The sequence below is a fragment of the Oryzomicrobium sp. genome (genome assembly GCF_021287045.1).
Lineage (GTDB): Bacteria > Pseudomonadota > Gammaproteobacteria > Burkholderiales > Rhodocyclaceae > Oryzomicrobium.
This window is the reverse complement of the sequence record NZ_JAJTBG010000004.1, coordinates 90,381-114,247: the sequence shown is the minus strand read 5'-3', so window position 1 is coordinate 114,247 and position 23,867 is coordinate 90,381. Positions and strand designations below refer to the sequence as shown.

22 protein-coding genes are annotated in these 23,867 nt (G+C 67.6%); 8 read left to right on the top strand and 14 right to left on the bottom strand.

Annotated features, from left to right (window positions below):
* The first annotated feature begins 100 nt into the window (after positions 1-100).
* The 3 genes from LWW89_RS05685 to LWW89_RS05675 are packed head-to-tail and all read left to right on the top strand — an operon-like array spanning position 101 to position 2,096.
* A complete protein-coding gene (locus tag LWW89_RS05685) occupies positions 101-655 on the top strand; it encodes a DUF2062 domain-containing protein (protein ID WP_293262492.1) in 555 nt (184 codons plus the stop codon).
* Positions 656-697: 42 nt separating this feature from the next.
* Positions 698-1,729: a potassium channel protein gene (locus tag LWW89_RS05680; protein WP_293262489.1), complete on the top strand. Its 1,032-nt coding sequence runs from the start codon at positions 698-700 to the stop codon at positions 1,727-1,729.
* Between the two features lie 25 nt (positions 1,730-1,754).
* Positions 1,755-2,096, top strand: a complete 342-nt coding sequence (locus LWW89_RS05675) for a GlpM family protein (protein ID WP_293262486.1) — start codon at positions 1,755-1,757, stop codon at positions 2,094-2,096.
* Positions 2,097-2,161: 65 nt separating this feature from the next.
* Here the strand turns inward: LWW89_RS05675 and LWW89_RS05670 are convergent, their stop codons facing one another.
* From LWW89_RS05670 to LWW89_RS05655, 4 genes are all read right to left on the bottom strand, one after another.
* Positions 2,162-4,177, bottom strand: coding sequence for a methyl-accepting chemotaxis protein (locus LWW89_RS05670; RefSeq protein ID WP_293262483.1), 2,016 nt, complete (start codon positions 4,175-4,177; stop codon positions 2,162-2,164).
* 354 nt (positions 4,178-4,531) lie between these two features.
* Positions 4,532-6,547, bottom strand: a complete 2,016-nt coding sequence (locus LWW89_RS05665; protein ID WP_293262480.1) for a methyl-accepting chemotaxis protein — start codon at positions 6,545-6,547, stop codon at positions 4,532-4,534.
* 387 nt (positions 6,548-6,934) lie between these two features.
* Positions 6,935-7,654, bottom strand: a complete 720-nt coding sequence (gene lolD, locus LWW89_RS05660) for a lipoprotein-releasing ABC transporter ATP-binding protein LolD (protein WP_293262477.1) — start codon at positions 7,652-7,654, stop codon at positions 6,935-6,937.
* Entirely contained in the window at positions 7,647-8,909 is a 1,263-nt protein-coding gene (locus LWW89_RS05655) for a lipoprotein-releasing ABC transporter permease subunit (protein WP_334158820.1), read from the bottom strand. The genes lolD and LWW89_RS05655 overlap by 8 nt, the downstream gene beginning before the upstream one ends.
* A 319-nt stretch (positions 8,910-9,228) precedes the next feature.
* Between LWW89_RS05655 and LWW89_RS05650 the strand changes: the two genes are divergently transcribed.
* Positions 9,229-10,395 carry a hypothetical protein gene (locus LWW89_RS05650; protein WP_293262474.1) on the top strand — a complete coding sequence of 389 codons (1,167 nt, stop codon included), beginning with the start codon at positions 9,229-9,231 and terminating at the stop codon, positions 10,393-10,395.
* Between the two features lie 74 nt (positions 10,396-10,469).
* On the top strand, positions 10,470-12,185 hold the full coding sequence (gene recJ / locus LWW89_RS05645) for a single-stranded-DNA-specific exonuclease RecJ (RefSeq protein WP_293262471.1): 1,716 nt from the start codon (positions 10,470-10,472) through the stop codon (positions 12,183-12,185).
* A gap of 169 nt (positions 12,186-12,354) precedes the next feature.
* On the opposite strand, the gene LWW89_RS05640 is transcribed toward recJ, so the two are convergent.
* From LWW89_RS05640 to LWW89_RS05630, 3 genes are all read right to left on the bottom strand, one after another.
* On the bottom strand, positions 12,355-12,993 hold the full coding sequence (locus tag LWW89_RS05640) for a trimeric intracellular cation channel family protein (protein ID WP_293262468.1): 639 nt from the start codon (positions 12,991-12,993) through the stop codon (positions 12,355-12,357).
* A 64-nt stretch (positions 12,994-13,057) separates the two neighbouring features.
* Entirely contained in the window at positions 13,058-14,356 is a 1,299-nt protein-coding gene (locus tag LWW89_RS05635) for a M20 family metallopeptidase (RefSeq protein ID WP_293262465.1), read from the bottom strand.
* Between the two features lie 27 nt (positions 14,357-14,383).
* Positions 14,384-15,145: an SDR family oxidoreductase gene (locus LWW89_RS05630; RefSeq protein WP_293262462.1), complete on the bottom strand. Its 762-nt coding sequence runs from the start codon at positions 15,143-15,145 to the stop codon at positions 14,384-14,386.
* A gap of 325 nt (positions 15,146-15,470) precedes the next feature.
* Between LWW89_RS05630 and LWW89_RS05625 the strand changes: the two genes are divergently transcribed.
* Positions 15,471-15,953, top strand: coding sequence for a hypothetical protein (locus LWW89_RS05625; protein WP_293262459.1), 483 nt, complete (start codon positions 15,471-15,473; stop codon positions 15,951-15,953).
* A gap of 288 nt (positions 15,954-16,241) precedes the next feature.
* Here LWW89_RS05625 and LWW89_RS05620 read toward each other — a convergent pair whose 3' ends face one another.
* Complete coding sequence (locus LWW89_RS05620; protein WP_293262456.1) at positions 16,242-16,478, bottom strand: hypothetical protein; 237 nt, start codon at positions 16,476-16,478, stop codon at positions 16,242-16,244.
* Positions 16,479-16,644: 166 nt separating this feature from the next.
* Between LWW89_RS05620 and egtB the strand changes: the two genes are divergently transcribed.
* Together egtB and egtD are read left to right on the top strand one after the other, a co-directional pair.
* Positions 16,645-17,937, top strand: a complete 1,293-nt coding sequence (gene egtB, locus LWW89_RS05615) for an ergothioneine biosynthesis protein EgtB (RefSeq protein WP_293262453.1) — start codon at positions 16,645-16,647, stop codon at positions 17,935-17,937.
* A complete protein-coding gene (gene egtD, locus LWW89_RS05610) occupies positions 17,937-18,935 on the top strand; it encodes an L-histidine N(alpha)-methyltransferase (protein ID WP_293262450.1) in 999 nt (332 codons plus the stop codon). Before egtB ends, egtD begins: the two co-directional genes overlap by 1 nt.
* A gap of 198 nt (positions 18,936-19,133) precedes the next feature.
* On the opposite strand, the gene dnaB is transcribed toward egtD, so the two are convergent.
* The 6 genes from dnaB to thrC form a co-directional block, all read right to left on the bottom strand.
* Positions 19,134-20,558: a replicative DNA helicase gene (gene dnaB / locus LWW89_RS05605; RefSeq protein WP_293262447.1), complete on the bottom strand. Its 1,425-nt coding sequence runs from the start codon at positions 20,556-20,558 to the stop codon at positions 19,134-19,136.
* Between the two features lie 172 nt (positions 20,559-20,730).
* On the bottom strand, positions 20,731-21,180 hold the full coding sequence (gene rplI, locus LWW89_RS05600) for a 50S ribosomal protein L9 (RefSeq protein ID WP_293262444.1): 450 nt from the start codon (positions 21,178-21,180) through the stop codon (positions 20,731-20,733).
* A 15-nt stretch (positions 21,181-21,195) separates the two neighbouring features.
* Positions 21,196-21,477 carry a 30S ribosomal protein S18 gene (gene rpsR / locus LWW89_RS05595; RefSeq protein WP_293262441.1) on the bottom strand — a complete coding sequence of 94 codons (282 nt, stop codon included), beginning with the start codon at positions 21,475-21,477 and terminating at the stop codon, positions 21,196-21,198.
* Positions 21,452-21,766, bottom strand: a complete 315-nt coding sequence (gene priB, locus LWW89_RS05590; protein WP_293262439.1) for a primosomal replication protein N — start codon at positions 21,764-21,766, stop codon at positions 21,452-21,454. The genes rpsR and priB overlap by 26 nt, the downstream gene beginning before the upstream one ends.
* A 66-nt stretch (positions 21,767-21,832) precedes the next feature.
* A complete protein-coding gene (gene rpsF / locus LWW89_RS05585) occupies positions 21,833-22,225 on the bottom strand; it encodes a 30S ribosomal protein S6 (RefSeq protein WP_293262436.1) in 393 nt (130 codons plus the stop codon).
* Between the two features lie 155 nt (positions 22,226-22,380).
* Positions 22,381-23,811: a threonine synthase gene (gene thrC / locus LWW89_RS05580; protein ID WP_293262433.1), complete on the bottom strand. Its 1,431-nt coding sequence runs from the start codon at positions 23,809-23,811 to the stop codon at positions 22,381-22,383.
* Positions 23,812-23,867: the final 56 nt, after the last annotated feature.

The following is a 23,867-nucleotide window of genomic DNA, read 5'->3' as shown; positions in this document are numbered from 1 at the left end:
GCCGCCAAAGCGGCGCCACCCCGATCGGCAACGCCCCGGAAAGCCCCCGTCCACGGTTTGTCCGGCTTCCCGCCCGTTTTCTCGCTACTATTTCCGAGCCATGCGCAAAATCTTCAAACGCTTCCTGCCCCACCACGAATCGGTCCACGGCAACCGCTGGCTGCGCCCCTTCGCCGGCACCCTGCTCCACCCCCGCCTGTGGCACCTCAACCGCCACTCGGCCGCCGGGGGCATCGCCGTGGGCCTGTTCTGCGGGCTGATCCCGGGCCCCTTCCAGATGCTCGGCGCGGCCATCTGCTGCGTCTTCCTGAGGGTGAACCTGCCCCTCGCCCTGTTCACCACCCTGTACACCAACCCCTTTACCATCGTGCCCCTTTACCTGGTGGCCTTCGAACTGGGCCGGCTGGTGCTGGGGGACGGCAGCGCCACCTTCGTCAGCCCGCCGGAATTCGACGGCGGCCAGTTGCTCGCCTGGGTCGAGGCCATGGCCCACTGGGCCCTGGCCCTGGGCAAGCCCCTGGGGGTGGGGCTGGTGCTGCTGGCCGCCTTGCTGGCGGCATCGGGATACGCTATCGTGCGCGCCGGCTGGCGCTACTATCTGGTGCGTGCCTGGCACGCCCGCCGCGCGCGGCATCGCACCGCGTCTTCTTCCTGAGCCGAATCGCCCCGACCGCCCTCACCTCCCCCTCTTCCGCCCATGGCCTCGCAACGCGAACCGAGCAACGTGCTGCGCTACTTGCAGGGCGCCCTGGCATTGTTCGCCCTGGTGCACGTCATCGGCACCCTCGGCTACCACCTTCTGACCGGCGGCCGCTACAGCTGGTTCGACTGCTTCTACATGACCTTCATCACCGTCACCACCATCGGTTTCGGTGAAATCATCGAGATGACGGACAATCCGCCGGCGCGGATGTTCACCGTGTTCATCGGCATGCTCGGCGCCGGCACCCTGTCGTTCCTGTTCTCGTCGGTGACGGTGATGGTGCTGGAATCGGACCTGAACGGCACTTTGAAGAGAAAACGCATGGACAAGACGATCCGCCAGCTCAAGGACCACTACATCGTCTGCGGCTTCGGCCGGGTGGGGCGCAACGTGGGGCGGGAACTGGAAAGCACCAACCGGCACTTCGTCGCCCTTGAGGAGAATGGCGAGACTCTGGCCGCCAACCGGGAGAAATTCCCCGGACTGCTCGCCCTGCACGGCGACGCCTCCGACGACGACGTGCTGGAGAAGGCCGGCATCGGCGCCGCCGCTGGGGTGTTCGCCGTCACCGGCGACGATTCGCGCAACCTGATGATCATCATCACCGCCAAGCAGCTCAACCCGCGGCTGCGGGTGGTGGCCCGCTGCCAGGAGGCACGCAACGTCGAGAAGATGAAGAAGGCCGGCGCCGACGCCATCTTCGCCCCCGACACCACCGGCGGGATGCGCCTGGCCTCGCTGATGGTGCGGCCCAATGTGGTGTCCTTTCTCGACGAAATGCTCAAGTCGGAAAAGCGCCTGCGGGTCGAGGAAGTGCCGGTGCCCCTCAGCTTCACCTCCACCCCCCTGGGCAAGCTGGCCCTGCGCAGCTCCGAGTACGTGCTGCTGGCGGTGCGCATAGGCAGCGAGTGGATGTTCAACCCGGCCAAGGATTTCGAATTGCAGCCCGGCCACGTGCTGATCGCCATGGCCAGCCCGGTGGGGCGCATCGAGCTGGAAGAAGCCTTGATCGCCATGATCGCCTGACCCCGGAAAGCCTCCGACAATCCGCATGGCCCTCGCCCTCAAAGCCCTGCTCGGCGCCGTGGTGGTGCTGCTGATCGCCCTGCTGGCCAAGACCCGCAACTACTACATCGCCGGCCTGGTCCCCCTCTTCCCCACCTTTGCCCTGATCGCCCACTACATCGTCGGCAGCGAACGCGGCACCGCCGACTTGAAGGCCACGGTGCTGTTCGGCCTGTGGGCGGTGCTGCCCTACCTGGGCTACCTGGGGTCCCTGTATGTACTGCTGGACCGCTTGCCCCTGATCCCCGCCCTGGGAGCCGCCACCGCCGTGTGGCTGGCGCTGGCGGTGCTGCTGGTGCTGGGCTGGGGGCGCTGGCACGGCGCCTGAAGCGCGCCCACCCGCGCGGACCCGCTTCAACCGGACAGCGGCCCCGCCTGCGCCGCGGGGGCGCCTCAGAAGCGGAAACGCCCCACCTCGCCCTGCAAGTACTCGGCCAGGGATTCCAGCTCCCCGGCGGTGCCGGCGTTCTCAGCCACCGCCGCGCTGTTTTCCTCGGCCATCTGGGCGATGCGCTCCACGTTACGGGCGATTTCCTGGGCGGCGGCGCTCTGTTCGCGCAGGGCGTCGGTGATTTCCTCCACCTTCCCCGCCACTTCCCGGGCGCCCCCCTGGAGCCGCACCATGGTGTCGCCGGCCTCGCCGGTGAGGCGCACCCCGTCGCCGACCCGGGCCACCCCCTCGTCCATGCCGATCACCGCCTCCCGCACGCCGTTCTGGATAGCGTCCACCATGGCGGCGATTTCCTGGGTCGAGTGGCCGGTGCGCTCGGCCAGCTTGCGCACCTCGTCGGCCACCACGGCGAAGCCGCGCCCGGCCTCACCGGCCCGGGCGGCCTCGATGGCGGCATTGAGGGCCAGCAGGTTGGTCTGGTCGGCGATTTCCTTGATGGTATTGACGATGGCGGTGATGCCCTCGGAGTGGCGCCCCAGGTCCGCCATGGCGGAGGACGAGCGGTGCACCACCTCGGCGATGGCCTCGATGCCCCGCACCACGCCGCCCACCACCTCCGTCCCCTGGCCGGACATGGTCTCGGCCTCGGCGGACAGGGCCCGGGTGGCGTCGGCGTTATGGCTAATGTGATCCACCCCGACGCTCATCTGCTGCACCGAGGCGGCCATGGACGACGCCGCTTCGCTCTGGCTCTGGGTGGACAGGGAAATCTCCCGGCTGGAGCGGGCCAGTCCTTCCGACGCCTCGGCCAGGCGGCCGGCGCTGCTTTGCACGTTGCGCACCAGGGTGGCGAAGGAATCGGCCACCTGATTGAAGCTCTCGCCCACGGCGTGCATCTCGTCCCGGCTCTTCACCTCGACCCGGGCGCCCAGATCGCCGGCGGCGATGCGCCGCGCCCCGTCGGCCACCGTGCCGATGCTCTCGCCCACCGCCCGGGCCACCCCGGCGGCCAGGTACGAGAACAGCAAGGCGAGCAGGACCGTAGCCGCCACGGCGATCGCCAGGGTTTCCTCGGCGTGCCGGATGCGGACTCGGATCAGTTGCTGGGCGGTAGGCAGCAGGGTGTCGAAATACTGGGTGTAGCCCTTGTCGATGGCCTTGGTGACCATTTCGTAGAAGGCGGTGGAATCGTTGTTCAGGGCGCCGGTCAGCAGGTCCTGGCTCACCAGGCCCACCACTTCCTCGGCCCCGGCGGAAATGTCCTTGGCGCTGGCGAGCAGGGTGTCCCGCACCCGGGGGTTGAGGGCCGCCGCCTTGTCCAGGTTGAAATTGAGGAAGCGCAAGGTCTCCCGCACCTGGGCGGCCAGGACCCCCAGGCTCACCTTCTGGGCGTCGACGATCTGCTTCTTGGCCAGGATGGCGGTGCCCTGGGCCCGGGTCTGGCCCAACCGTTCGAGCATGGAGGGCAGCTTCACCACCGCCGTCTCCAGCAGGTAGTAGCTACCCATGTCCGGGTCCACGGTGATGCGGAAATGATCGGCCGCATCCGTCTGCATCAGCAGCAGGCTGTCGATCAGCCGGGTGTGGGCGGCGATGTTCTCGCTCGCCACCCAGGACAGGCCGTCGCCCTGGATCGCTTGCCATTGCTCCTGGATCGAGGCCCAGCGCTGGCTGCCGCGCAGTTCCGGCGGCAGGCGCCCGTCCAGTTGCCCCAGGATGCGGGCGATGTCGGCGGTGCGCTGGTCGAGCTTGGCCTTGAGGGCCCCGTTGCCCCCCAGCACCCCGCCGGACAGGCCCCGGTGCTGCTGGCTGGCCTGGATCACCGAGCCAAAGGGCTGGAGCAGCTCGATGCCCTCCAGTTCGAGTTGGGACTGGGTAATGACCTGGCGCAACTGGATGAAGAGGCCGGCAAAGACGATGGCGATGGCGGCCAGGGCCACGACGCCGATCACGGCGAATTTGCGCCCATAGCGTAGGCGGTTCATGAGCGCCACGGCAGGCGCGAGAAATAGCGACATGAAACGATCCCCCAAGATTTTCTGTTTGCTTTGATTCGTTTTCCCCGTCACTCGTCCATCGCTTCCGATGGCGCTACGGCAAACGGACGACGTTATTGTTGATTTTAAGAACGCTCCCCACCAGCGTCTTTCATCCAGATCAGATTTGCCTGGCGGAAATCGCTATCGTACCGACTCCCAAATGCAAAAAGACCGCTTGTTGCCAAGCGGTCTTTTTGGGCACTGCCCAAAACTCAAGAAGGGACGCGGGGTTTCAGACCGGCATCGCGGAACGCCGCATCCAGCGCGGATCTTGGCGGTGGTATCTCTAAAATCCGCGCCAGGCGTTGCGTTCGGCAAACGCCACCAACGGGATCACAGCTTGAAGTGGCGCACCTCGTCCTGCATCTCCAGGGCCAGGGCTTGCAGGTGGGCCGAGGTGTCGGCATTGCCGGCGGCGGCGGCGCTGGTCTCTTCGGCCATCTGGGCGATGCGCTCCACGTTGCGGGCGATCTCGGTGGCGGCAGCACTCTGCTCCTTGAGCGAGGTGGCGATGTCGTTGGTCATGGTCACCACCTGTTGGGAGCTGGCGCGGATCTCGCCCATGGCCCCCCCTGCCTCGCCGGTCAGGCGCACGCCCTGGTCCACCCGCTCCACGCCGCCCTGCATGCTGTCTACCGCCTCCCGGGTGCCGCCCTGGATGGCCGCAATCATGGCGGAGATTTCCTGGGTCGAATGGCCGGTGCGCTCGGCCAGCTTGCGCACTTCGTCGGCCACCACGGCGAAGCCCCGGCCCGCTTCCCCCGCCCGGGCCGCCTCGATGGCGGCGTTGAGGGCCAGCAGGTTGGTCTGGTCGGCGATTTCCTTGATGGTGTTGACGATGGCCGAGATACCTTCGGAGTGGCGCCCCAGGTCTTCGATCACCGTCGCCGAGCCGGCCACCGATTCGGCCACCCGCTGGATCTCGGCCACCACCGCCTGAACCCGACCGGCGCCGGATTCGGACAGGTCGCCGGCCTGGGCCGACAGCGCGTGGGCCTCGGTGGCGCTGTGGCTGATGTGGTCGATGCCCACGGTCATTTCCTCGACGGCCGCCGCCATGTTGGAGGCAGCGTCGCTCTGCTGCTGGGTGGCCTCGGTGATCTGGGACGAGGATTCGGCCACCTGGCGGGACGATTCGGTGAGCTTTCCCGAGGTTTCCTGGACCTTGCGGATCAGCTTGGAAAAACCCTCGCCCAGGGCGTTGAAGCCTTCGGCCAGACATTGCAGTTCGTCCTTGGTGTCGACGCTGACGCGCACCGTCAGGTCGCCCTTGGACATGACGTAGGCCCCCCGGGCGAAGTCGGTCAGGCCCTTCATCACCGACAGGTACATGCCGGCGGCCAACCAGGCGGCCAAAAGGGCCACCAGCACCAGGGTGCCGAGGGCGACGTAGAGGCTGCGCTGGGCGTGGTCGATGCGGGTCTGGATCAAGGTGGCGGTGGCCGGGATCAGGGTATCGAACATCTGCTTGTAGCCCTGGTCGATCACGTTCGTCACCTGATCGAAGTAGGCCTTGGGCGGGGTGGCGAAGTGGCCCCCCAGGATGTCCTCGCGCACCAGCTTGGCAGTGCCGTCCACGGCGGCGAGAAAGGTCTGGCCGCTATCGCCGATCAGCCCCTTGACCGCCCCGTTGGCCTTCTGGGCCTTGGCGATCTGGATGCGGTAGTACTTGGTCTGGGCGTCCAGGTCGGCGAGCAGGGCCACCAGGTCCACCTTCTGGCTGTCGCTCATCTCCTTGCGGCTGAGGAGGCCGGCGCCCCGGGCTCGAAGTTGGCCGAGGCGTTCCAGGGCCGAGGGCAGCTTGTGCACGATGGTGTCGATCAGATAGAACGAATCGATGTCCGGGTCGATGGTCAGGCCCAGCGCGTCAGAAACGGTCACCTGGAAAATCAGCAGATCGTCGATCAACCGGGTGTGGCGTGCCAGGTTTTCCGGCGCCGGCAGGGTGAGTCCTTCGCTGCGCAGCCTGGCCCAGTCGTCCTTGAGTTTCTGCCAGTCCGGATCGCCGGCCAGGCGCTCACCCAGGGCCTGCCCGGTGCGTTCGAAGGCCGCGCTCACCTCCCCTTCCTTAGCCGCCCGATCGGCCTTCATGGCCTCATTGCCGTTGAGCACCGCCGAGGACATGCCCCGGTGCTGCTGCAGCTTCTGCACCAGGGTCTGGCTGGTGCGTAGGGTATCCAGGGCGCCCAGCTCATTGCGCGACAGGTCGATCACCCCGTTGAGGGTGGTGTACAGGTTGGCCAGGAGCAGCAGCACCGCCACCGAGACGACCCCGCCGAGCAGCAGGAACTTGCGCGGATAGGGCAAACGGTTCATCAGCCAGACGGCCGGGCCAAAGAGAGTCTTCATGGGAATCCTGTCGAAGCGTGTGCGTCGGATTGCGGAACGATCCCGCGGATATGACCAGGGGATGGCACCGAAAATTCCATACGCAATACGACCGTACAGGCCCTACAGCGCTTCTCCCCCATGGAAGCGGCAGCATTCTAGCGTCGGCACGGCAAAATCCATGTCGTAAATAGGGTCAAATCCGACGAACGGCATTACGAAGGTCATATAAAGATTGCCGCCAATGTATTAATAACGCAGGACCGCCGCTGAACAAGGATTGCCGGCCCTTACGCATGACACGACGAAAAACGCCTGCAGCCCTGTGGAAACCCCAACGAAAACGCCCCGGCACCTTAAAGGAGGAGCCGGGGCGGCAAGGAAGCAGCGGAACGGGAAAAGCCCGACTCAGGCGAGGCGGCCGTCGCTGATGCGCAGGTGGCGGTGGCAGCGCCCGGCCAGCTCCAGATCGTGGGTCACCACCACGAAGGCGGTGCCCTGGTCCCGGGCCAGGTCGAGCATCAGGTTGAACACCTGGTCGGCGGTGCTCCGGTCCAGGTTGCCGGTGGGCTCGTCGGCCAGCACGCAGGCCGGCTTGGTCACCAGGGCCCGGGCCAGGGCGGCGCGCTGGCGCTCGCCGCCGGACAGCTCGCCCGGGGTATGGGTGAGGCGGTGGCCCAGGCCCACGGCCTCCAGCACCGATCTGGCCTGGGCTTCGGCCACGGCCCGCTCGGTGCGGCGGATGAGCAGGGGCATGGCCACGTTCTCCAGGGCGGAGAACTCGGGCAGCAGGTGGTGGAACTGGTAAACGAAGCCCAGGTGGGCGTTGCGCCAGTCGCCCCGTTCCGCCTCGCCCATACCGGCCCACAGCCGGCCCTTCAAGCGCGCCTCGCCGGCACTGGCCGTATCCAGGCCGCCGAGCAGGTGCAGCAGGGTGCTCTTGCCCGAACCCGAGGCACCGACGATGGCCAGGGTCTCGCCGGCGGCAACGGTCAGGTCGATGCCGCTCAGCACCGGCACCGACAGCTTGCCCTCGTTGAAGATCTTGGACAGCCCCCGGGCCTCGATCACCGCCTCGGCGGCGGCATGGGGGGCTTGGGGGGCGGAAGTCAGAACGGCATCACTCATAGCGCAGCGCCTCGGCAGGATTGACCCGGGAGGCCCGGTAGCTGGGGTAAAGGGTGGCGACGATGCCCAGGACGAAGGCCACGATGGTAACGGTGGTCACGTCGCGCCATTGCAGCTCCGAGGGCAGCTGGGAGATGTAATACACCTCCTTGGAGAGGAACTGGATGCCGGTGATCCGCTCGATGAAGGGCACCACCACGTCGATGTTGAGCGCCAGGGCCACGCCGCCGGCAACGCCGATGGCCAGTCCGACGAGCCCGATCAGCACGCCCTGGACCATGAAGATGGCCATGATGCTGCGTGGCGAGGCCCCCAGAGTGCGCAGGATGGCAATATCCGCCTGCTTGTCGGTGACCGCCATGACCAGGGTCGAGACGATGTTGAAGGCGGCCACGGCGACAATCAGGGACAGGATGATGAACATCATGTTCTTCTCGATCTGCACGGCGCGAAAGAAGTTGGCGTGGCTGCGGGTCCAGTCGGTCAGGTAAGCGTCGGTGCGGATCATCCGGGCCACCTCCCGGGCCACCCGGGGCGCCTGGAACAGGTCGTCGAGCTTGAGGCGGATACCCGAGACGTTGTCGCCCATCCGGTACAGGGTCTGGGCGTCCTGCAAGTTGATCAGGGCCAGGCCCGAGTCGTACTCGAACATGCCTACCTCGAAGATGCCCACCACGCGGAAGGTCTTCAGCCGGGGCACCACCCCGGCCGGGGTCACCGAGCCTTGCGGCGCGATCACCGTCACCTTGTCGCCGACGAAGACGTGCAGGGCCCGGGCCACCTCGCTGCCAAGGACGATGCCGAACTCGCCGGGCCGCAGATCGGACAGGGCGCCGCTCTTCAAGTGATTGGCAAAGTCCGCCACCTGGCCCTCCATGTCGGGCAGCACGCCGCGGATTACCACTCCGCGCACCTCCTCGCCGAAGGTCAGCATCGACTGGGCCTGGACGAAGGGGGCCGCCCCCTTCACATCCGGATGGCGGCGGGCCTCTTCCAGCACCCGGGGCCAGTCCGGCAGCTGGCCGTCCATGCCTTCGATCTGAATGTGGGAGGCCACGCCGAGGATACGTTCGCGCAGTTCCGTCTGGAAGCCGTTCATCACCGACAGCACCACGATCAAGGCGGCCACGCCGAGGGCGATGCCGGCCATGGAAATGGCGGAGATGAACGAGACGAAGCGGTTGCGCCGGGCGCCCCGCTTCTTGGCCCGGGTGTAGCGCAGGCCGATGAGCAACTCGTAGGGAAGGGAGGACACGGAAATTGGCGGAAAGGTAGTGGATGCAGTGAGCGGGAACGGGCTGTACAACAGGAAATCGCGAGCCGTGGCGCCAGGTGAGATGCCCTGGCGTTACGGCGTCCGGCGCCACGCCGGCAGGGGCGCCCGGAAAAGGCGCTATGCTACACTCCGCCCTCCCCCCGGGCCACCCGGACCCACTGCGGGACCCGGCCAATTCGCAGGCTCCATGGACTCTGCGGACACATCCCCGCCGATATCAGCCGGTATTCGGCATCGCCGGCACCCCCCGCATCCCGATATCCCCTCCCGCCCTGCCGCGGCCCCACGCAGCACCGCCATGCACCTGGAAATCCTCGTCCCCGACCTGTTCTGGCCCGACCGCCGCGACACCGCCATCTACGCCGACCTGGCCCTGCCCGCCCTGGGCACGGTGCTGGCCCGGGGACGGCGCAGCGCCGTGGACCATCCCCGGCAACGGCCGCCGGCCTGGGAAGAAGTGCTGGCCAAGCGCCTCCAGGCCGGCCATGGCGCCGAGGCGGAACGTTCCCCCGCCGCCGCCCGGCTGGCCGGCGAAGCCGCTCCCCTGCCGGCGGGCCAGCCCCCCGGCGCCTGGGTCTGCGCCGACCCGGTGCACCTGCGCTTCATCCAGCAGCAGGTGGTGGTGGCCGATGCCCGCCAGTTCGCCCTGGACGACGCCGACGCCCAGGCCCTGGTGGCCGGGCTCAACGACTACTTCGCCCCGGACGGCATCCGCATCGCCGCCCCGGCCCCCGACCGCTGGTACGCCTGGCTGCCCCAAGCCCTGCTCGATACCACCCTCGGTCTGCCGCCGGTGCTGCCCCTGTCGGCGGTGGCCGGCCGCCGCCTCGACGGCCGCCAGCCCGCCGCCGACCTGCCGCCGGCCCTGACCCGAGTGGTGAGCGACGCCCAGATGGCCCTGCACACCCACCCGGCCAACGCCCGCCGCGAAGACGCCGGCCACCTGCCGGTCAACAGCCTGTGGCTGTGGGGCTACGGCCTGCCGGCGGCACCGGACTTTTCCGCCGCCGCCAATACTTCCGCCCCCCTGGCCACCCTCACCCACCTCTGGGCCGATTCCCCCCTGGCCAGGGGCCTGGCCGGCCCGGCCCGGGCTGCCGCCCTGCCCGACGATTTCACCGCCCTGCCCACCACCGAGGCCGCGTCCACCGCCGGCCGGGGGCTGGTGGTGCTGGACAGCCTGTTCGACGCCGCCCTGTACCAGGACCGGGATGCCTGGCGCCGCGCCCTGCCCGCCGTGGAGGCCGCCTGGCTGGCCCCGGCCCTGGCCGCCCTGTGGGCTGGCCGGCTCACCGGCCTGACCCTGACCGTACCCGCCACCCGGGCCACGGTGAGCTGGACCCTGGTTCCCGGCGACCGCTGGAAGTTCTGGCGCCGCCCCCTGCCCGCCGCCGCCCTGGCCACCTACGCCGCCCCCTGGCAGGCCAAAGGGGTGGAACTCAATCCGGAAGGGCCGGGCGCCTGATCTCATCCACCCACGCCAAGCCCCCAGCCGCTCCCACGCATCCTGCCCCAGACACCGACCCGACACCCCACGCCATGACCCGCATCGTCACCCGCCCCGTTTCCGAAAAACTCGTCTGGAGCCTCGAACAATCGGGCCTGCACCCGCTGCTGGCGCGCATCTACGCCGCCCGGGGGGTGGCCGCCAAGGGCGACCTGGACTACGGCCTGGCCGGCCTGTTGCCGCCCAAGGCCCTGAAGGGCGCCGAAGACGCCGCCGCGCTGCTGGCCGATGCCCTGGAGGCAGAAGCCCGCATCCTGATCGTGGCCGACTACGACTGCGACGGCGCCACCGCCTGCGCCGTGGCGGTGCGTGGCCTGCGCAGCCTGGGCGGTACGGTGGATTACCTGGTGCCCAACCGCTTCACCCTGGGCTACGGCCTGTCGCCGGAGATCGTGGATCTGGCCGCCGAGCGCAACCCGGACCTGCTGGTCACCGTGGACAACGGCATCGCCAGCATCGCCGGGGTGGAGCGGGCCCGGGAGCTGGGCATCGCCACCCTGATCACCGACCACCACCTGCCGGGGGAGACCCTGCCCGAGGCCGAGGTGATCGTGAACCCCAACCAGCCGGACTGCGCCTTCCCCTCCAAGAACCTGGCCGGGGTCGGGGTGATGTTCTACGTGCTGCTGGCCCTGCGCGCCGAGCTGCGCAACCGGGGCTTCTTCACCGACCGCCCCGAACCCAATTTCGGCAACCTGCTCGACCTGGTGGCCCTGGGCACCGTGGCCGACGTGGTCAAGCTCGACCGCAACAACCGCATCCTGGTGGCCCAGGGCCTGGCCCGCATGCGCCAGGGCAAGCTGTGCGCCGGCATCCGCGCCCTGTTCTCGGCCGCCGGCCGGGAGCTCAACCGCCTGTCCGCCTTCGACCTGGGCTTCGTCGTCGGCCCCCGGCTGAATGCCGCCGGGCGTCTCTCCGACATGAGCCTGGGCATCGAATGCCTGATCACCGACGACCCGGGCCGGGCGCTCAACATCGCCCAGGAACTGGACAAGCTCAACCGGGAACGGCGCGAGATCGAGGCCGGCATGCAGGAACAGGCCCTGGAGCGGCTGGCCGAACTGGAGGCCGGCGGCCTGGAAGGCGAAGGCAACGCCATTCCCGCCGCCCTGGCCCTGTTCGATGCGGACTGGCACCAGGGCGTGGTGGGCATCCTCGCCTCGCGTATCAAGGACCGCATCCACCGCCCGGTGTTCGCCTTCGCCCGGGGCGAGAACGGCGAGATCAAGGGGTCGGGGCGCTCCATCCCCGGCTTCCACCTGCGCGACGCCCTGGACCTGGTGTCCAAACGCGCCCCGAGCCTGCTGGTCAAATTCGGCGGCCACGCCATGGCCGCCGGCGCCACCATCCCTGAGGAACGCTTCGACGAATTCCGCGACCAGTTCGCCCGGGTCGCCGATGAATGGCTGACCGAGGCCGAACTGACCCGCACCCTGGAAACCGACGGCGGCCTGGATTCCGGCTTCTTCAACCTGGACGTGGCCCGCCTGCTCGAAGGCGAGGTGTGGGGCCAGGGCTTCCCCCCGCCCCTGTTCCAGGACGAATTCGTGGTGGAACAGCGCCGCGTGCTCAAGGAAAAGCACCTCAAGCTGACCCTGCGCAAGGGCAACACCCGGCTGGAAGCGATCCGCTTCAACTCCACCGACGACGCCGGCGACCATATCCGCGCCGCCTACCGCCTCACCGTCAACGAGTACAACGGCATCTCCAGCCCCCAGCTGGTGATCGAGTACGCCGAAGGGGCCTGAGGGCGCTCCCTCAATCTCTTAAGCACGGCTCCTGCCCCGGGTCCTGAACACCTTCGTCGGCGTAGCGGATGCCAACCTCTTCCGTCAATCGCCCCCCGTACAAGCACCGTATCAGGACGACCTGATGGTATGTGGGGCTCCCCGGGAAACGGGGAAGACTGGGGCATGCCTAGTCCTGGGACTGTTGTTGGTCGGACGATCGTTCAGGCCGGGCAACCGGAAGGTGCCAGCCGCGGCGCAGGGCCATGAGGCGCAGGCCGAAGCACAGCAATGCGCCGACGATGGTCGTGACGGTGGGGGGAAGCTTCAGCAGTTCGCCCACCACCACCACGGCCGCGCCGGCCAACGCAGCCGTGGCGTAAATGTCGGCGCGCAGGACGGTGGGGACATTGGCCAGCAGGACGTCGCGCACCATGCCACCGCCAATGCCCGTGAGCATGCCGAGCAATGCCGCCATGAAGGGATTGAGCCCGAACATGAGCGCCTTGTGCGCCCCCGAGACAGCGAAGAGCGCGAGCCCCGCCGCATCGAACATGAGGACGGGGGAGCGCAGCCGATCCACCGCCGCATAGCGGTAGAAGGTGATCCCCCCCGCCAGCAGCGACACCGCCAGATAACGCCAATCGCCGATGCCGGCCGGGGGCACCGCGCCGATCAGGAGGTCGCGGGTGATGCCGCCGAAATTTCCGGCGACGAAGGAGAGCACCAGGATGCCGAACAAGTCGAGCCGCCGCTCCACGCCGGCAGTGGCGCCGCTGAGGGCGAAAACGAAGGTGCCGGCAAGATCGAGGACGAGCAGAAGCGACATCGCAGGTTCTCCCCACGGCGCCCGATGAAGCCGCTGGCCGGGACGACCCGGCGATCACGCGGGCTTAGGCGGGCGCCTGTTGCTGTTGCTCCGAAAACCACGCCTGGGCGGCGACGACCAGGCTTTCGACCCCCGTCCGCAGCGTCGGGTGGATGACCGGCGCGAAGAGTGGGCTGTGGTTGACCGGCAGCTCGTTGAGCCGCCCCGCTTTCATGGCTGCGGCATAGACCTCGGGATCGGTGCCGCCGACGAACCAGAAGACGGACGGAACGTGCCACTCGGTGCCGAACGATCCGAAATCCTCGCTGGCCGGGGCCGGCCCGGTTTGCCGGACCCGCTCGGCGGGAAAGTGCCGGCGAAACGCCTCGACCACCCGCTTGCTCGCCTCCACGTCGTTGACGTTGAGCGGGTAGTGATCGAGCGTGGTGATCTCCGGCGGCCGCGGGGCGCCCGATGCGGCAGCCTCGGCATTGACGATCCGCTCGATCGCCGCCAGCACCCGCTTGCGCACCCCCTCGTCGAATGTCCGGACGTTCAGTTTGATGATCGCTTCGTCGGGGATGACGTTCTCCTTGGTGCCCGCCTGCAATGCCCCCACGGTAACCACGGCGGCCTCCGCCGCGGCGACTTCGCGGGACACCACGGTTTGCAGGCGCATCACCGTCGCGGCCGCCATCACCACCGGATCGATGCTGGCCTGGGGCATCGATCCGTGGGCGCCCCGACCGAACAGGCGGATTTGCAGGCTGTCCGCCGCCGAAGTGATGGCGCCGGTGCGCCCGGCCACGGCACCGGCCGGCCCCACCATGACGTGCTGCCCGAGGACGACCGCCGGTTTGGGAAAGCGTGTGAAGAGGCCGTCGTCGATCATGGCCTGCGCCCCCTCCGCGGTCTCTTCCCCGGGCTGGAAGACCGCCATCAGCGTTCCCCGCCAGGCCGGCTTGGCCTGGGCGAACAGGGCTGTCGCCCCCACGAGCCAGGCGACGTGCATGTCGTGCCCGCACATGTGCCCCACCGGCACCGTGTTGCCTTCCCGGTCCTTGGCCGTTTCCTTGCTGGCGTAGTCGAGGCCGGTCGCCTCCTCGACCGGCAGGGCGTCCATGTCGGCGCGCAACATCACGGTGGGCCCGTCGCCGTTGCGCAGCAGGCCCACCACACCGGTCTTCCCGATCCCCGTCGTCACCTCATACCCGGCGGCGCGCAGCCGCTCCGCCACCCGTTCGGCCGTGCGCGTCTCCTGCATCGACAACTCGGGGTGCGCGTGCACGTCCTTATAGAAGGCCTCAAGGTCGGGAAGCAGCCGGTCGAGATGCTGCAGGACAGGCTCCGCAGCCGTTGCGGTCGTTGCGGTCGTCGTGTTCATCGCTGGTGTCCTTGAATCGTGGCAGGGTCAACTGGCCTGCTGCATGTCGTTGTCGATCGGCAGCATCTGGCCGGAGATCGACTTTGCGGCATCCGAGGCCAGGAATACCGCCAATGCGGCAATGTCCTTCGGATCGACCAATCGTTTGAGCGACTGGACGGCCATCGCCTCTTGCTTGATCTGCTCCAGGGGCCGGCCGCTCACCTGGGCACGACCTTCGAACACCCGCTGGATGCGGGGTCCGTCCACCGCGCCCGGCAGGATGGCATTGGCGCGAATCCCGTATTCGCCCAGCTCGATGGCCAGCGTCTTGGTGAATCCGATCAGTCCCCATTTGGCCGTGCAATACGGGCTGCGGTTGGCGTAGCCGAAACGCCCGGCCACGGATGACATGGTGATGATGGCACCGGCGCCGGACTGTTTCAGGTGGGGAATGGCGCAGCGGGTGACGTTGAAGGTTCCGGTCAGGTCCACCTGCATGACCTTTTCCCACGCATCGGGGTCCATCGTCTCGACCGATGCGGTCGGGCCGGCGATGCCTGCGTTGTTGACCAGCACGTCGAGGCCGCCCAGGGCCTGTGCGCAGTCCGCCACCATGCGCTCGACCTCGGCCCGCTTCGACACATCGCAGATGCCGACCGTCACACCGGGGATTTCACCGGCCAGCACCGTGAGCGCCTGGGCGTCGATGTCGCACACGAAGACCCCGGCGCCGCCCGCGGCAAACGCCCGGACAATCTCGCGCCCAATTCCGGAGGCTCCGGCGGTCACCAGCACGCGTTGCGCCATGGCTTGCTCCAGGTCAGGGACCGTTACCGCACCGTACCGCGATTCGGTGCCAGCGATCCCGTGAAGACAGATTTTGTGCCGGGTGTTAGGCCAGGTCCTGAGATTTAGGTTCATCCGGAAACACCCTCTTCAGGAGGCATCGCCTTCCCCCTGGACCGCCCGCCAGGCAGGTGGGGAATCCGCACTTGTGGGCTTTTATGAGCGGCATCAAATCCAGCCCTTTGGCTTAAGGTTGGTTTAAGCAGTAGCCGACAAAAATGCTCGGATATTTCGTCCGCGGCCCCGATCCAGGTCTCGGCCCTCCACATCTCCGAGAGACTTCACGATGAAACTACCCGCCACGCCCCTGTTCCTGGCCGCCCTGCTCACCCTCTCCTCTTCCGTCCAGGCTCAGGCCCATGGCCATTCCCACGACCACGGCAGTGCCGAAGCCCCTGCCTTGCTGCACCTCAACGCCGGCAAGAAATGGCAGACCGATGCCCCCTTGCGCGGCGCCATGGGGCGCATCAACGGCGCCATGGCCCACGCCCTGCCCCGGATCCACCAGGAGCGCTTCAGCGACGCCGACTACGCCGCCCTTGCCGCCACGGTGAACAAGGAAGTGGCCTACGCCGTGGAACATTGCAAGCTCGGCGCCGAGGCCGATGCCATGCTCCACCTGGTGATCGCCGATCTGCTGGCCGGCGCCGAGGTCATGCAAGACCAGGAAGGCACGTCCCGCCACGACGGCGCCGTCAAGGTGGCGAAGGCCTTGCAGGCCTATGGCCGCTACTTCGCCCACCCGGGCTGGAAGCCCGCCCGAGACTGATTTTTCCCAGCCATAGCTTTCGATATGGCCGAACCCCGCGCCAGTCGCGGGGTTTGAGGCATGCCCTCTGAAGATCGAGTATTGGCGAGGCTCTCCAGGCAGCCACCTCGAAACGCCTTTATTGGCGCGGACCTTCGCCCAGCCTCTGAAGAAAAACAGTCCGGTGAGCCGAGATTTCCGGGCGGCAAAGGACGATGCCCGCAGCGGCCACCGACCCTTAGAACAAGGCCCGGCCACCTGACTCCCCATCCAGGCAAACCGGACTCCCGGCTGCGGCGGGTGCCGGGGCTAACGGGCGGCGTCGCCGTGGCGCAGGCGCAGCGAGTACTGAGCGTGGAGGCGCGCCTGTTCGCTGTTGATCACCGTCTGCTGGTGGCCGAACGCATCGCGCTCGGCGATGCTCCGGCTCGCTCCCTCGATGCTGCGCAGGCAGCGCCAACGCGGCCCGCGCTTGGTCGGGTACAGACGCATCTGGTCCTTGGGATGCTTCAACCTGCAGCAGTAGCAGAATATCGTCTCAGCCATCGCGACCTCGGATTCAAACGATTCACACCGTCGACCTGCAACGCACCGAGAGTGGCCTGCCGTTGTTACCGAGATATGACGCTGCCCGCTTGCAACGAGCGCCTGGCAAAAGCCCTTTGGCTCGCCTAAGGTGAAAAGCCGTTCCGCCGCCGCAGGAAGGATGTCGATGATGCCCGCGCCCGCCGATGCTTCCGGCTGTGACCTGGCAGGCCGCTACGCCGCGGTGCGCGCCCGCAGCCTCGCCCTGGCCGAGGGGCTGTCCGATGCGGATGCCACGGTCCAATCCATGGACGATGCCAGTCCGGCCAAGTGGCACCTGGCTCACACCACCTGGTTCTTCGAGGAATTCATCCTGGCCGGCGCGGCCCCTGCCTACCGCGGCTACGACGCCCGCTACCGCTACCTGTTCAACTCCTACTACGACAGCGTCGGCGCCCGCCATCCGCGCCCCCGGCGGGGACTGCTGACCCGGCCATCCCTGGACGAGGTGCAGGGCTACCGCGCCCATGTGGACAACGCCATGGCCCGCCTGCTGGCCGATCCAGTGCCGGATGCCCTCGCCCGGCGCGTCGTCCTCGGTCTGCACCACGAACAGCAGCACCAGGAATTGCTGCTCACCGACCTGCTGCACCTGTTCGCCCAGAACCCCCTGCATCCGGCCTACCGGGACGCCGCGCCACCGTCCGCCCCCGCCACGGCGCCCGGCTCGCCTGCCTGGATTCCCTTCGACGGCGGCCGGCACTGGGTCGGCCACGATGGTGAGGGCTTTGCCTACGACTGCGAGGGGCCGCGCCACGAGGTGCTGCTGCGCCCCTTCCGCCTCGCTTCGCGCCCGGTGTGCAACGCCGAGTGGTGCGACTTCATCGCCGACGGTGGCTACCGCACTCCCACCCTGTGGCTTTCCGACGGCTGGAAGACGGTCCAGACCGAGGGCTGGACCACCCCGCTCCACTGGAACGGCGAGCCCGCCCCCGGCGAGGCGCCCCGGGCCATGACCCTGGCCGGGCTGCAATCCTTGGACCCGGCCGCTCCGGTGGCCCACGTCAGCTTCTACGAGGCCGATGCCTACGCCCGTTGGGCAGGCAAGCGGCTGCCCAGCGAGTTCGAGTGGGAAGTGGCCGCCCAGGGCCTGCCTGAGGCCGCGCTGGAGGGGGCCAACCTGGCCGACCGGGGCACCCTGCGCCCCTTGGCGGCCCCCGCCGCTGCCGGACCGGGGTTGGTCCAGATGTACGGCGACGTGTGGGAATGGACTGCCAGCCCCTTCGTCGCCTACCCGGGCTTCCGCCCTGCGGCGGGGGCCATCGGCGAATACAACGGCAAGTTCATGTGCAACCAGTTCGTGCTGCGCGGCGGCTCCTGCGCCACCCCGGCAGGCCATCTGCGCGCCACCTATCGCAACTTCTTCTACCCCCACCAGCGCTGGCAGTTTGCCGGCCTGCGCCTGGCCGAGGACGCTTGATGAATACCACCGATTTGAACGCCACCGCCTCCCGGGGCCCCGCTGCCGGCGCCTTTGCCGCCGACGTGCTCGCCGGGCTGGCCCTGCCCCAAAAGCGCATCTCCAGCGCCTGGTTGTACGACCAGCGCGGCTCCGAGCTGTTCGAGGAGATCACCCGGCTGCCCGAGTACTACCCGACCCGCACCGAGATCGGCATTCTCGAAGCCCACGCCCGAGACATGGCCCGCCCGGTGGGGGCGGCCGCCGTGGTGGTGGAGATCGGCAGCGGTTCCAGCCGCAAGACGCCGTTGCTGCTGCGCGCCCTGGCCGAACCCCATGCCTACGTGCCTCTCGACCTGGCCGAGGAGTTCCTGCTGGACTCGGCCCGAGCCCTGGCCCTGGAATTTTCCGGCCTGCACATCGTGCCCCTGGTGGCCGACTTCACCCTGCCCTTCGACCTGCCTGACGACCTGCAAGCGCCGGAACGGCCCCGCCTGGGCTTCTTCCCCGGCTCCACCATCGGCAACCTGTCGCCCTTCGGCGTGGTCGCCTTCCTGCGCCTGATGGCGGCGGCCCTGGGGGACGGTGCCCGCATGCTGATCGGCACCGACTGCACCCGGGACCCGGCGGTGCTGCTGCCCGCCTACGACGACGCCCAGGGCGTCACCGCCGCCTTCAACCTCAACCTTCTGGTGCGCATCAACCGGGAACTGGGGGCCGACTTCGACGTAGACGGCTTTGCCCACCAGGCGCGCTACCGGGCCGACCTGGGCCGCATCGAGATGCACCTGGTCAGCCGCCGGACCCAGCGGGTGCAGCTGTGCGGACGGCGCTTCGACTTCACGCCGGGCGAGACGATCCACACCGAGAATTCCCACAAGTATTGCCGCGGCGATTTCCAGGCCCTGGCCCACGCCGCCGGCTGGCTGGCCGAGGACTGCTGGAGCGACGGGCAGGAGCGCTTCTGCGTGCATCGTCTGCGCCTGGCGCCGGGAGCGCGCCGGGGAACAACGCACTGACGGAGTGGCTCTGAAGAGCCGCGCCCCATAAGGGTTTCCTGGCAGCATGCCCGCAGCGCCAGCATTGGCGCCCCTCTCCAGGCAGGCTTTGCGTAGCGCAAGCACTGGCGCGGGTTTCCGGGCTACCCCAAACGGCAACGGCCCGGGCAAGGCCGGGCCGTCGTGGAATGGGAACGTATACCGCCGGGCAACCCGGGATCAGTTCTCCGAATCGCGGAAGCCGCCCTGGGCCAGGTTGCCGAAGCGGGTGTATTCGCCCTGCCAGGCCAGGCGCACGGTGCCGGTAGGACCGTTACGCTGCTTGCCGATGATCACCTCGGCGATGCCCTTGTCCGGGGTGTCTTGCTTGTAATATTCCTCGCGGTACATCATCAGGATCACGTCGGCATCCTGTTCGATGGCGCCGGATTCGCGCAAGTCGGACATCATCGGGCGTTTGTCGGTGCGCTCTTCCACCTTACGAGAGAGCTGGGAGAGCGCGATGATCGGCACTTCCAGCTCCTTGGCCAGGGACTTGATCGAGCGGGAGATTTCCGACACTTCGTTGGCCCGGTTGTCGGCCGGCCGGGCCGAGGACATGAGCTGGATGTAGTCGATCACGATCAGGCCGAGCTTGCCGTACTGGCGGTGCAGGCGGCGCGCCCGGGCGCGCAGGTCGATGGGGTTGAGGCCGCCGGTCTCGTCGATGTACAGCGGCGCCTCGTGCATCTTGCCCAGGGCGAAGGTGAACTTGCCCCACTCGTCGTCGGTGATGCGGCCGGTGCGCAGCCGGTGCGAATCGAGGCGGCCCACCGAGGCCAGCATACGCTGGGCCAGTTGGGCGCCACCCATTTCCATGGAGAACACCCCCACCGGCAGACGCTCTTCCACGGCCACGTGCTCGGCGATGTTCAGGGCGAAGGCAGTCTTGCCCATGGAGGGACGGCCGGCGACGATGATCAGGTCGCCGGGCTGGAGGCCCGAGGTCTTGTTGTCCAGGTCGAGGAAGCCGGAGGGCACCCCGGTGATCTCGGAAGGGTTCTCCCGGTCGTGCAGTTCCTCGATGCGGGTCACCACCTGGTTGAGCAGGGGGTTGATGTGCACGAAGCCCTGCTGGTGGCGGTTGCCGGCCTCGGCGATGGCGAACACCTTGGCCTCGGCCTCGTCGAGCAGGGTCTTGGCGTCCTTGCCCATGGTGTTGAGGGCCGAGGTGGAGATTTCATCGCCCACGCTCACCAGCTTGCGCAGCACCGCCCGCTCCCGGACGATTTCGGCATAGCGGCCGATGTTGGCGGCGGACGGGGTGTTGGCCGCCAGCTCCCCCAGGTAGGCCAGGCCGCCGGTCTGCTCGGACTCGCCCGCCGCTTCGATCAATTCGAACACCGTCACCACGTCGGCCGGCTTTGCCTTTTCCATCAGGCCGGCGATGTGGCGGAAGATGCGGCGGTGCTCGTCCCGGTAGAAGTCGCTCTCGTTCACCTTGTCCGCGATCTTGTCCCAGGCCTGGTTGTCGAGCAGCAGGCCGCCCAGCAGCGACTGTTCCGCCTCCATGGAGTGGGGCGGCACGCGCAGTTGGGCGAGGGCCGGATCGATTGACTGAGAGACGTCGGACTTGCGTTTGAAGGTGCGGGTGGGGCTGTTCACAGCGGCGGCCAGAATTCGGTGGAAAGAGTAACGAGGGGGCGATTTTACCCTGCCGGTCGGCGGGGCCGGCGGCATTTTGCTCAGGCGGCCACAAAGCAAAATGCCGCCCAGCTTGCGCTGGACGGCATTCGTGCCGAAGCAGTTTGCCGGGTGCCGCGGCACCCGAACCGGCTTAGTGCTCGCCGAGCACGGAGACGGTGACCTGCACCACCACGTCGGTGTGCAGGGCGACGTCCACCGGGAAGTCGCCGATGGTCTTGAGGGCGCCTTCCGGCATCCGCACCATCAGCTTTTCCACGGCGAAGCCCTGGGCTTGCAGGCCTTCGGCCACGTCGTGGTTGGTGACGGAACCGAACAGGCGGCCGTCGACGCCGGCCTTGCGGGAGATCTGGACCATCAGGCCGGCGAGCTTTTCGCCCACGGCTTGAGCGGCAGCCAGCTTCTCGGCGGCGGCCTTTTCCAGCTCGGCGCGCTTGGCTTCGAACTGAGCCAGGGCGTCCGGGGTGGCGCGGCGGGCAACGCCGTTGGGGATCAGGTAGTTACGGGCGTAGCCGTCCTTGACCTTGACCACGTCGCCCAGGTTGCCGAGGTTCACGACCTTTTCGAGCAGAATGATTTGCATGTTTCGTTCTCCCGATCAGGCGTGGTTATCGGTGTAGGGCATCAGGGCCAGGAAGCGGGCGCGCTTGATGGCGAGCGACAGCTGGCGCTGGTAGCCGGCCTTGGTGCCGGTCAGGCGGGCGGGCATGATCTTGGCGTTTTCGGCGATGAAGTCCTTCAGCACTTCAACGTCCTTGTAGTCGATCTGTTCGACTTTCTCGGCGGTGAAGCGGCAGAACTTGCGACGCTTGAACAGGCCGCCGCGCTGGGGGCGCTTCTTGTTCTTGTCGTCGTTACGCTTGCCAAAGGGTCTGGGCATTTTCGTTTCCTTCCAAAAATTCGATCGTGATCACATGCAGGACGGGTTGTCGGCTGTTGCGGCTGCGGGCGGCGAGAAATCCGGTAATCCGGAGGTTTTGCCCGGGCTGGGCGGCGTTCAGTAGTTTCGCCGTCTCGCCCAGGGCCACCACGCCGAGTTCGCATTCCACCTTGCGTTTCAGCCCGGCCTCGATCTGTTCCGAGGCGTGGGTGACGCGTCCTTCGACCACTGGCACCCCGGCCGGGGTGTAACGCAGCGCTTTCTTTTCGGAAAGGCTGCCGGCGAACACTATTCGGTTGGCCGCAGCGGTGTCAGGCGGGGAAGCCGTGTCCGACAATGATCCTGCTTGAATGCGTTAGGCAGCCGGCTGGGCGGCTTCGGCGGGGGCAGCGCCCTCGGCCTTTTCGCCGTTCAGCAGGTTCTTGGACTTCTCTTCCTTCATCATGGGCGAAGGAGCGATGATCGCGTGCTTCATCTTCACAACGAGGTGGCGCAGCACGGCGTCGTTGAACTTGAAGGCGTGTTCGAGTTCGGCCAGGGTCTCGCCATTGCACTCGATGTTCATGAGCACGTAGTGGGCTTTGTGGACCTTCTGGATCGGGTAGGCCATCTGGCGGCGGCCCCAGTCTTCCAGGCGGTGCAGCGTGCCGTTCTGGGAGGTCACGAGCGACTTGTAGCGCTCGATCATCGCCGGGACCTGTTCGGACTGGTCCGGATGGACGATGAAAACGATTTCGTAATGGCGCATGAATTCTCCTTGTGGATCGAAGCCCGCCGCCATGCGTGTACGGTCGGGCAAGGTGAGAAAGCAGGAAAGCCCGCGATTATAGCGGGCTTTCCCTTTGAAGATCAAGGCTGACCGGGTGTTTCGGTACCGGCCGCGAGGTGCGGCACCCTGCCCCGTCAGCCCAGGTTGGCGACGATGTAGCGCTTGATCGCGTCGGTATCGGCGTCCATCACCTCGACGCGCTGGGGCAGGTTCTCCAGCCCTTGCAGGCCCTCGGGCACCACCGGGGCGCGGCCCAGGGCCTCCTCGATGGTCTCGGCGAACTTGGCCGGCTGGGCGGTTTCCAGCACCACCATGGGGATGCCGGCCTGGCGGTGTTGCCGGGCCACCTTGACGCCGTCGGCGGTGTGGGTGTCGATCATCACGCCATGCTTTTCCCACACGTCGCGGATGGTGGCCAGGCGGTCGGCGTGGCTGCTGGCGCCGGAGGCGAAGGCAAAGCCGGCCAGCTTGCCCATGTGCGGGGTGCCGTTCAGGTCGAAGGCGCCGCCCGCATCCACCTTGGCCCACAGGTCGCGCACCACGGCCGGGTCACGGCCCACCAGATCGAAGACGAAGCGCTCGAAGTTGGAAGCCTTGGAAATGTCCATGGACGGGCTGGAAGTGACGAAGGTTTCGGCGGTCTTGCGCGGCCGGTAGACGCCGGTGCGGAAGAACTCGTCGAGCACGTTGTTCTCGTTGGTGGCCAGCACCAGCTTGGCGATGGGCAGGCCCATCTGGCGGGCGATGTGGCCGGCGCAGATGTTGCCGAAGTTGCCCGAGGGCACGCAGAACGCCACCTGCTCATCATTGTTGGCGGTGGCGGCGAAGTAGCCCTTGAAGTAATAGACGATCTGAGCGGCGACCCGGGCCCAGTTGATCGAGTTGACCGCGCCGATCTTGTACTGGGCCTTGAAGGCGGCGTCGTTGGAGACGGCCTTCACGATGTCCTGGGCGTCGTCGAACATGCCGCGCACGGCGATGTTGAAGATGTTGGCGTCCTGGAGCGAGTACATCTGGGCGCGCTGGAAGGCACTCATCTTGCCGTGGGGCGAGAGCATGAACACCTTGACGCCGTGCTTGCCGCGCATGGCGTATTCGGCGGCGGAACCGGTGTCGCCGGAGGTGGCGCCGAGGATGTTGATCGCCTCGCCGCGCTTGTCCAGCACGTACTCGAACAGGTTGCCGAGCAACTGCATGGCCATGTCCTTGAAGGCCAGGGTCGGGCCGTTGGACAGTTCCTGCAGGTAGAAGCCCTCTTCCAGCTTCGTCAGCGGGGTGATCTCGGCCGCCGCGCCGCCGTTGCGGGTGTAGCGATAGACGTCGGCGGTGTAGGTCTTGCGGCAGATGGCCTTGAGGTCGTCCGCCGGAATGTCGGTGACGAACTTGGAGAGGATGGCGAAGGCCAGGTCGGCGTAGGACAGCTGGCGCCAGGCATCCAGCTCGGCCCGGGTGACTCGGGGCGTCTCTTCCGGCAGGTACAGGCCGCCGTCCGGCGCCAGGCCGCCCAGGAGGATGTCGCAGAAGGAAGGCTCGGCGGCCTGGCCGCGGGTGGAAAGGTAACGCATCGGGAAAGTGCGGGCGTGAAAGATGAAACCGGTGATTTTAGCATGGCGCCGCCATG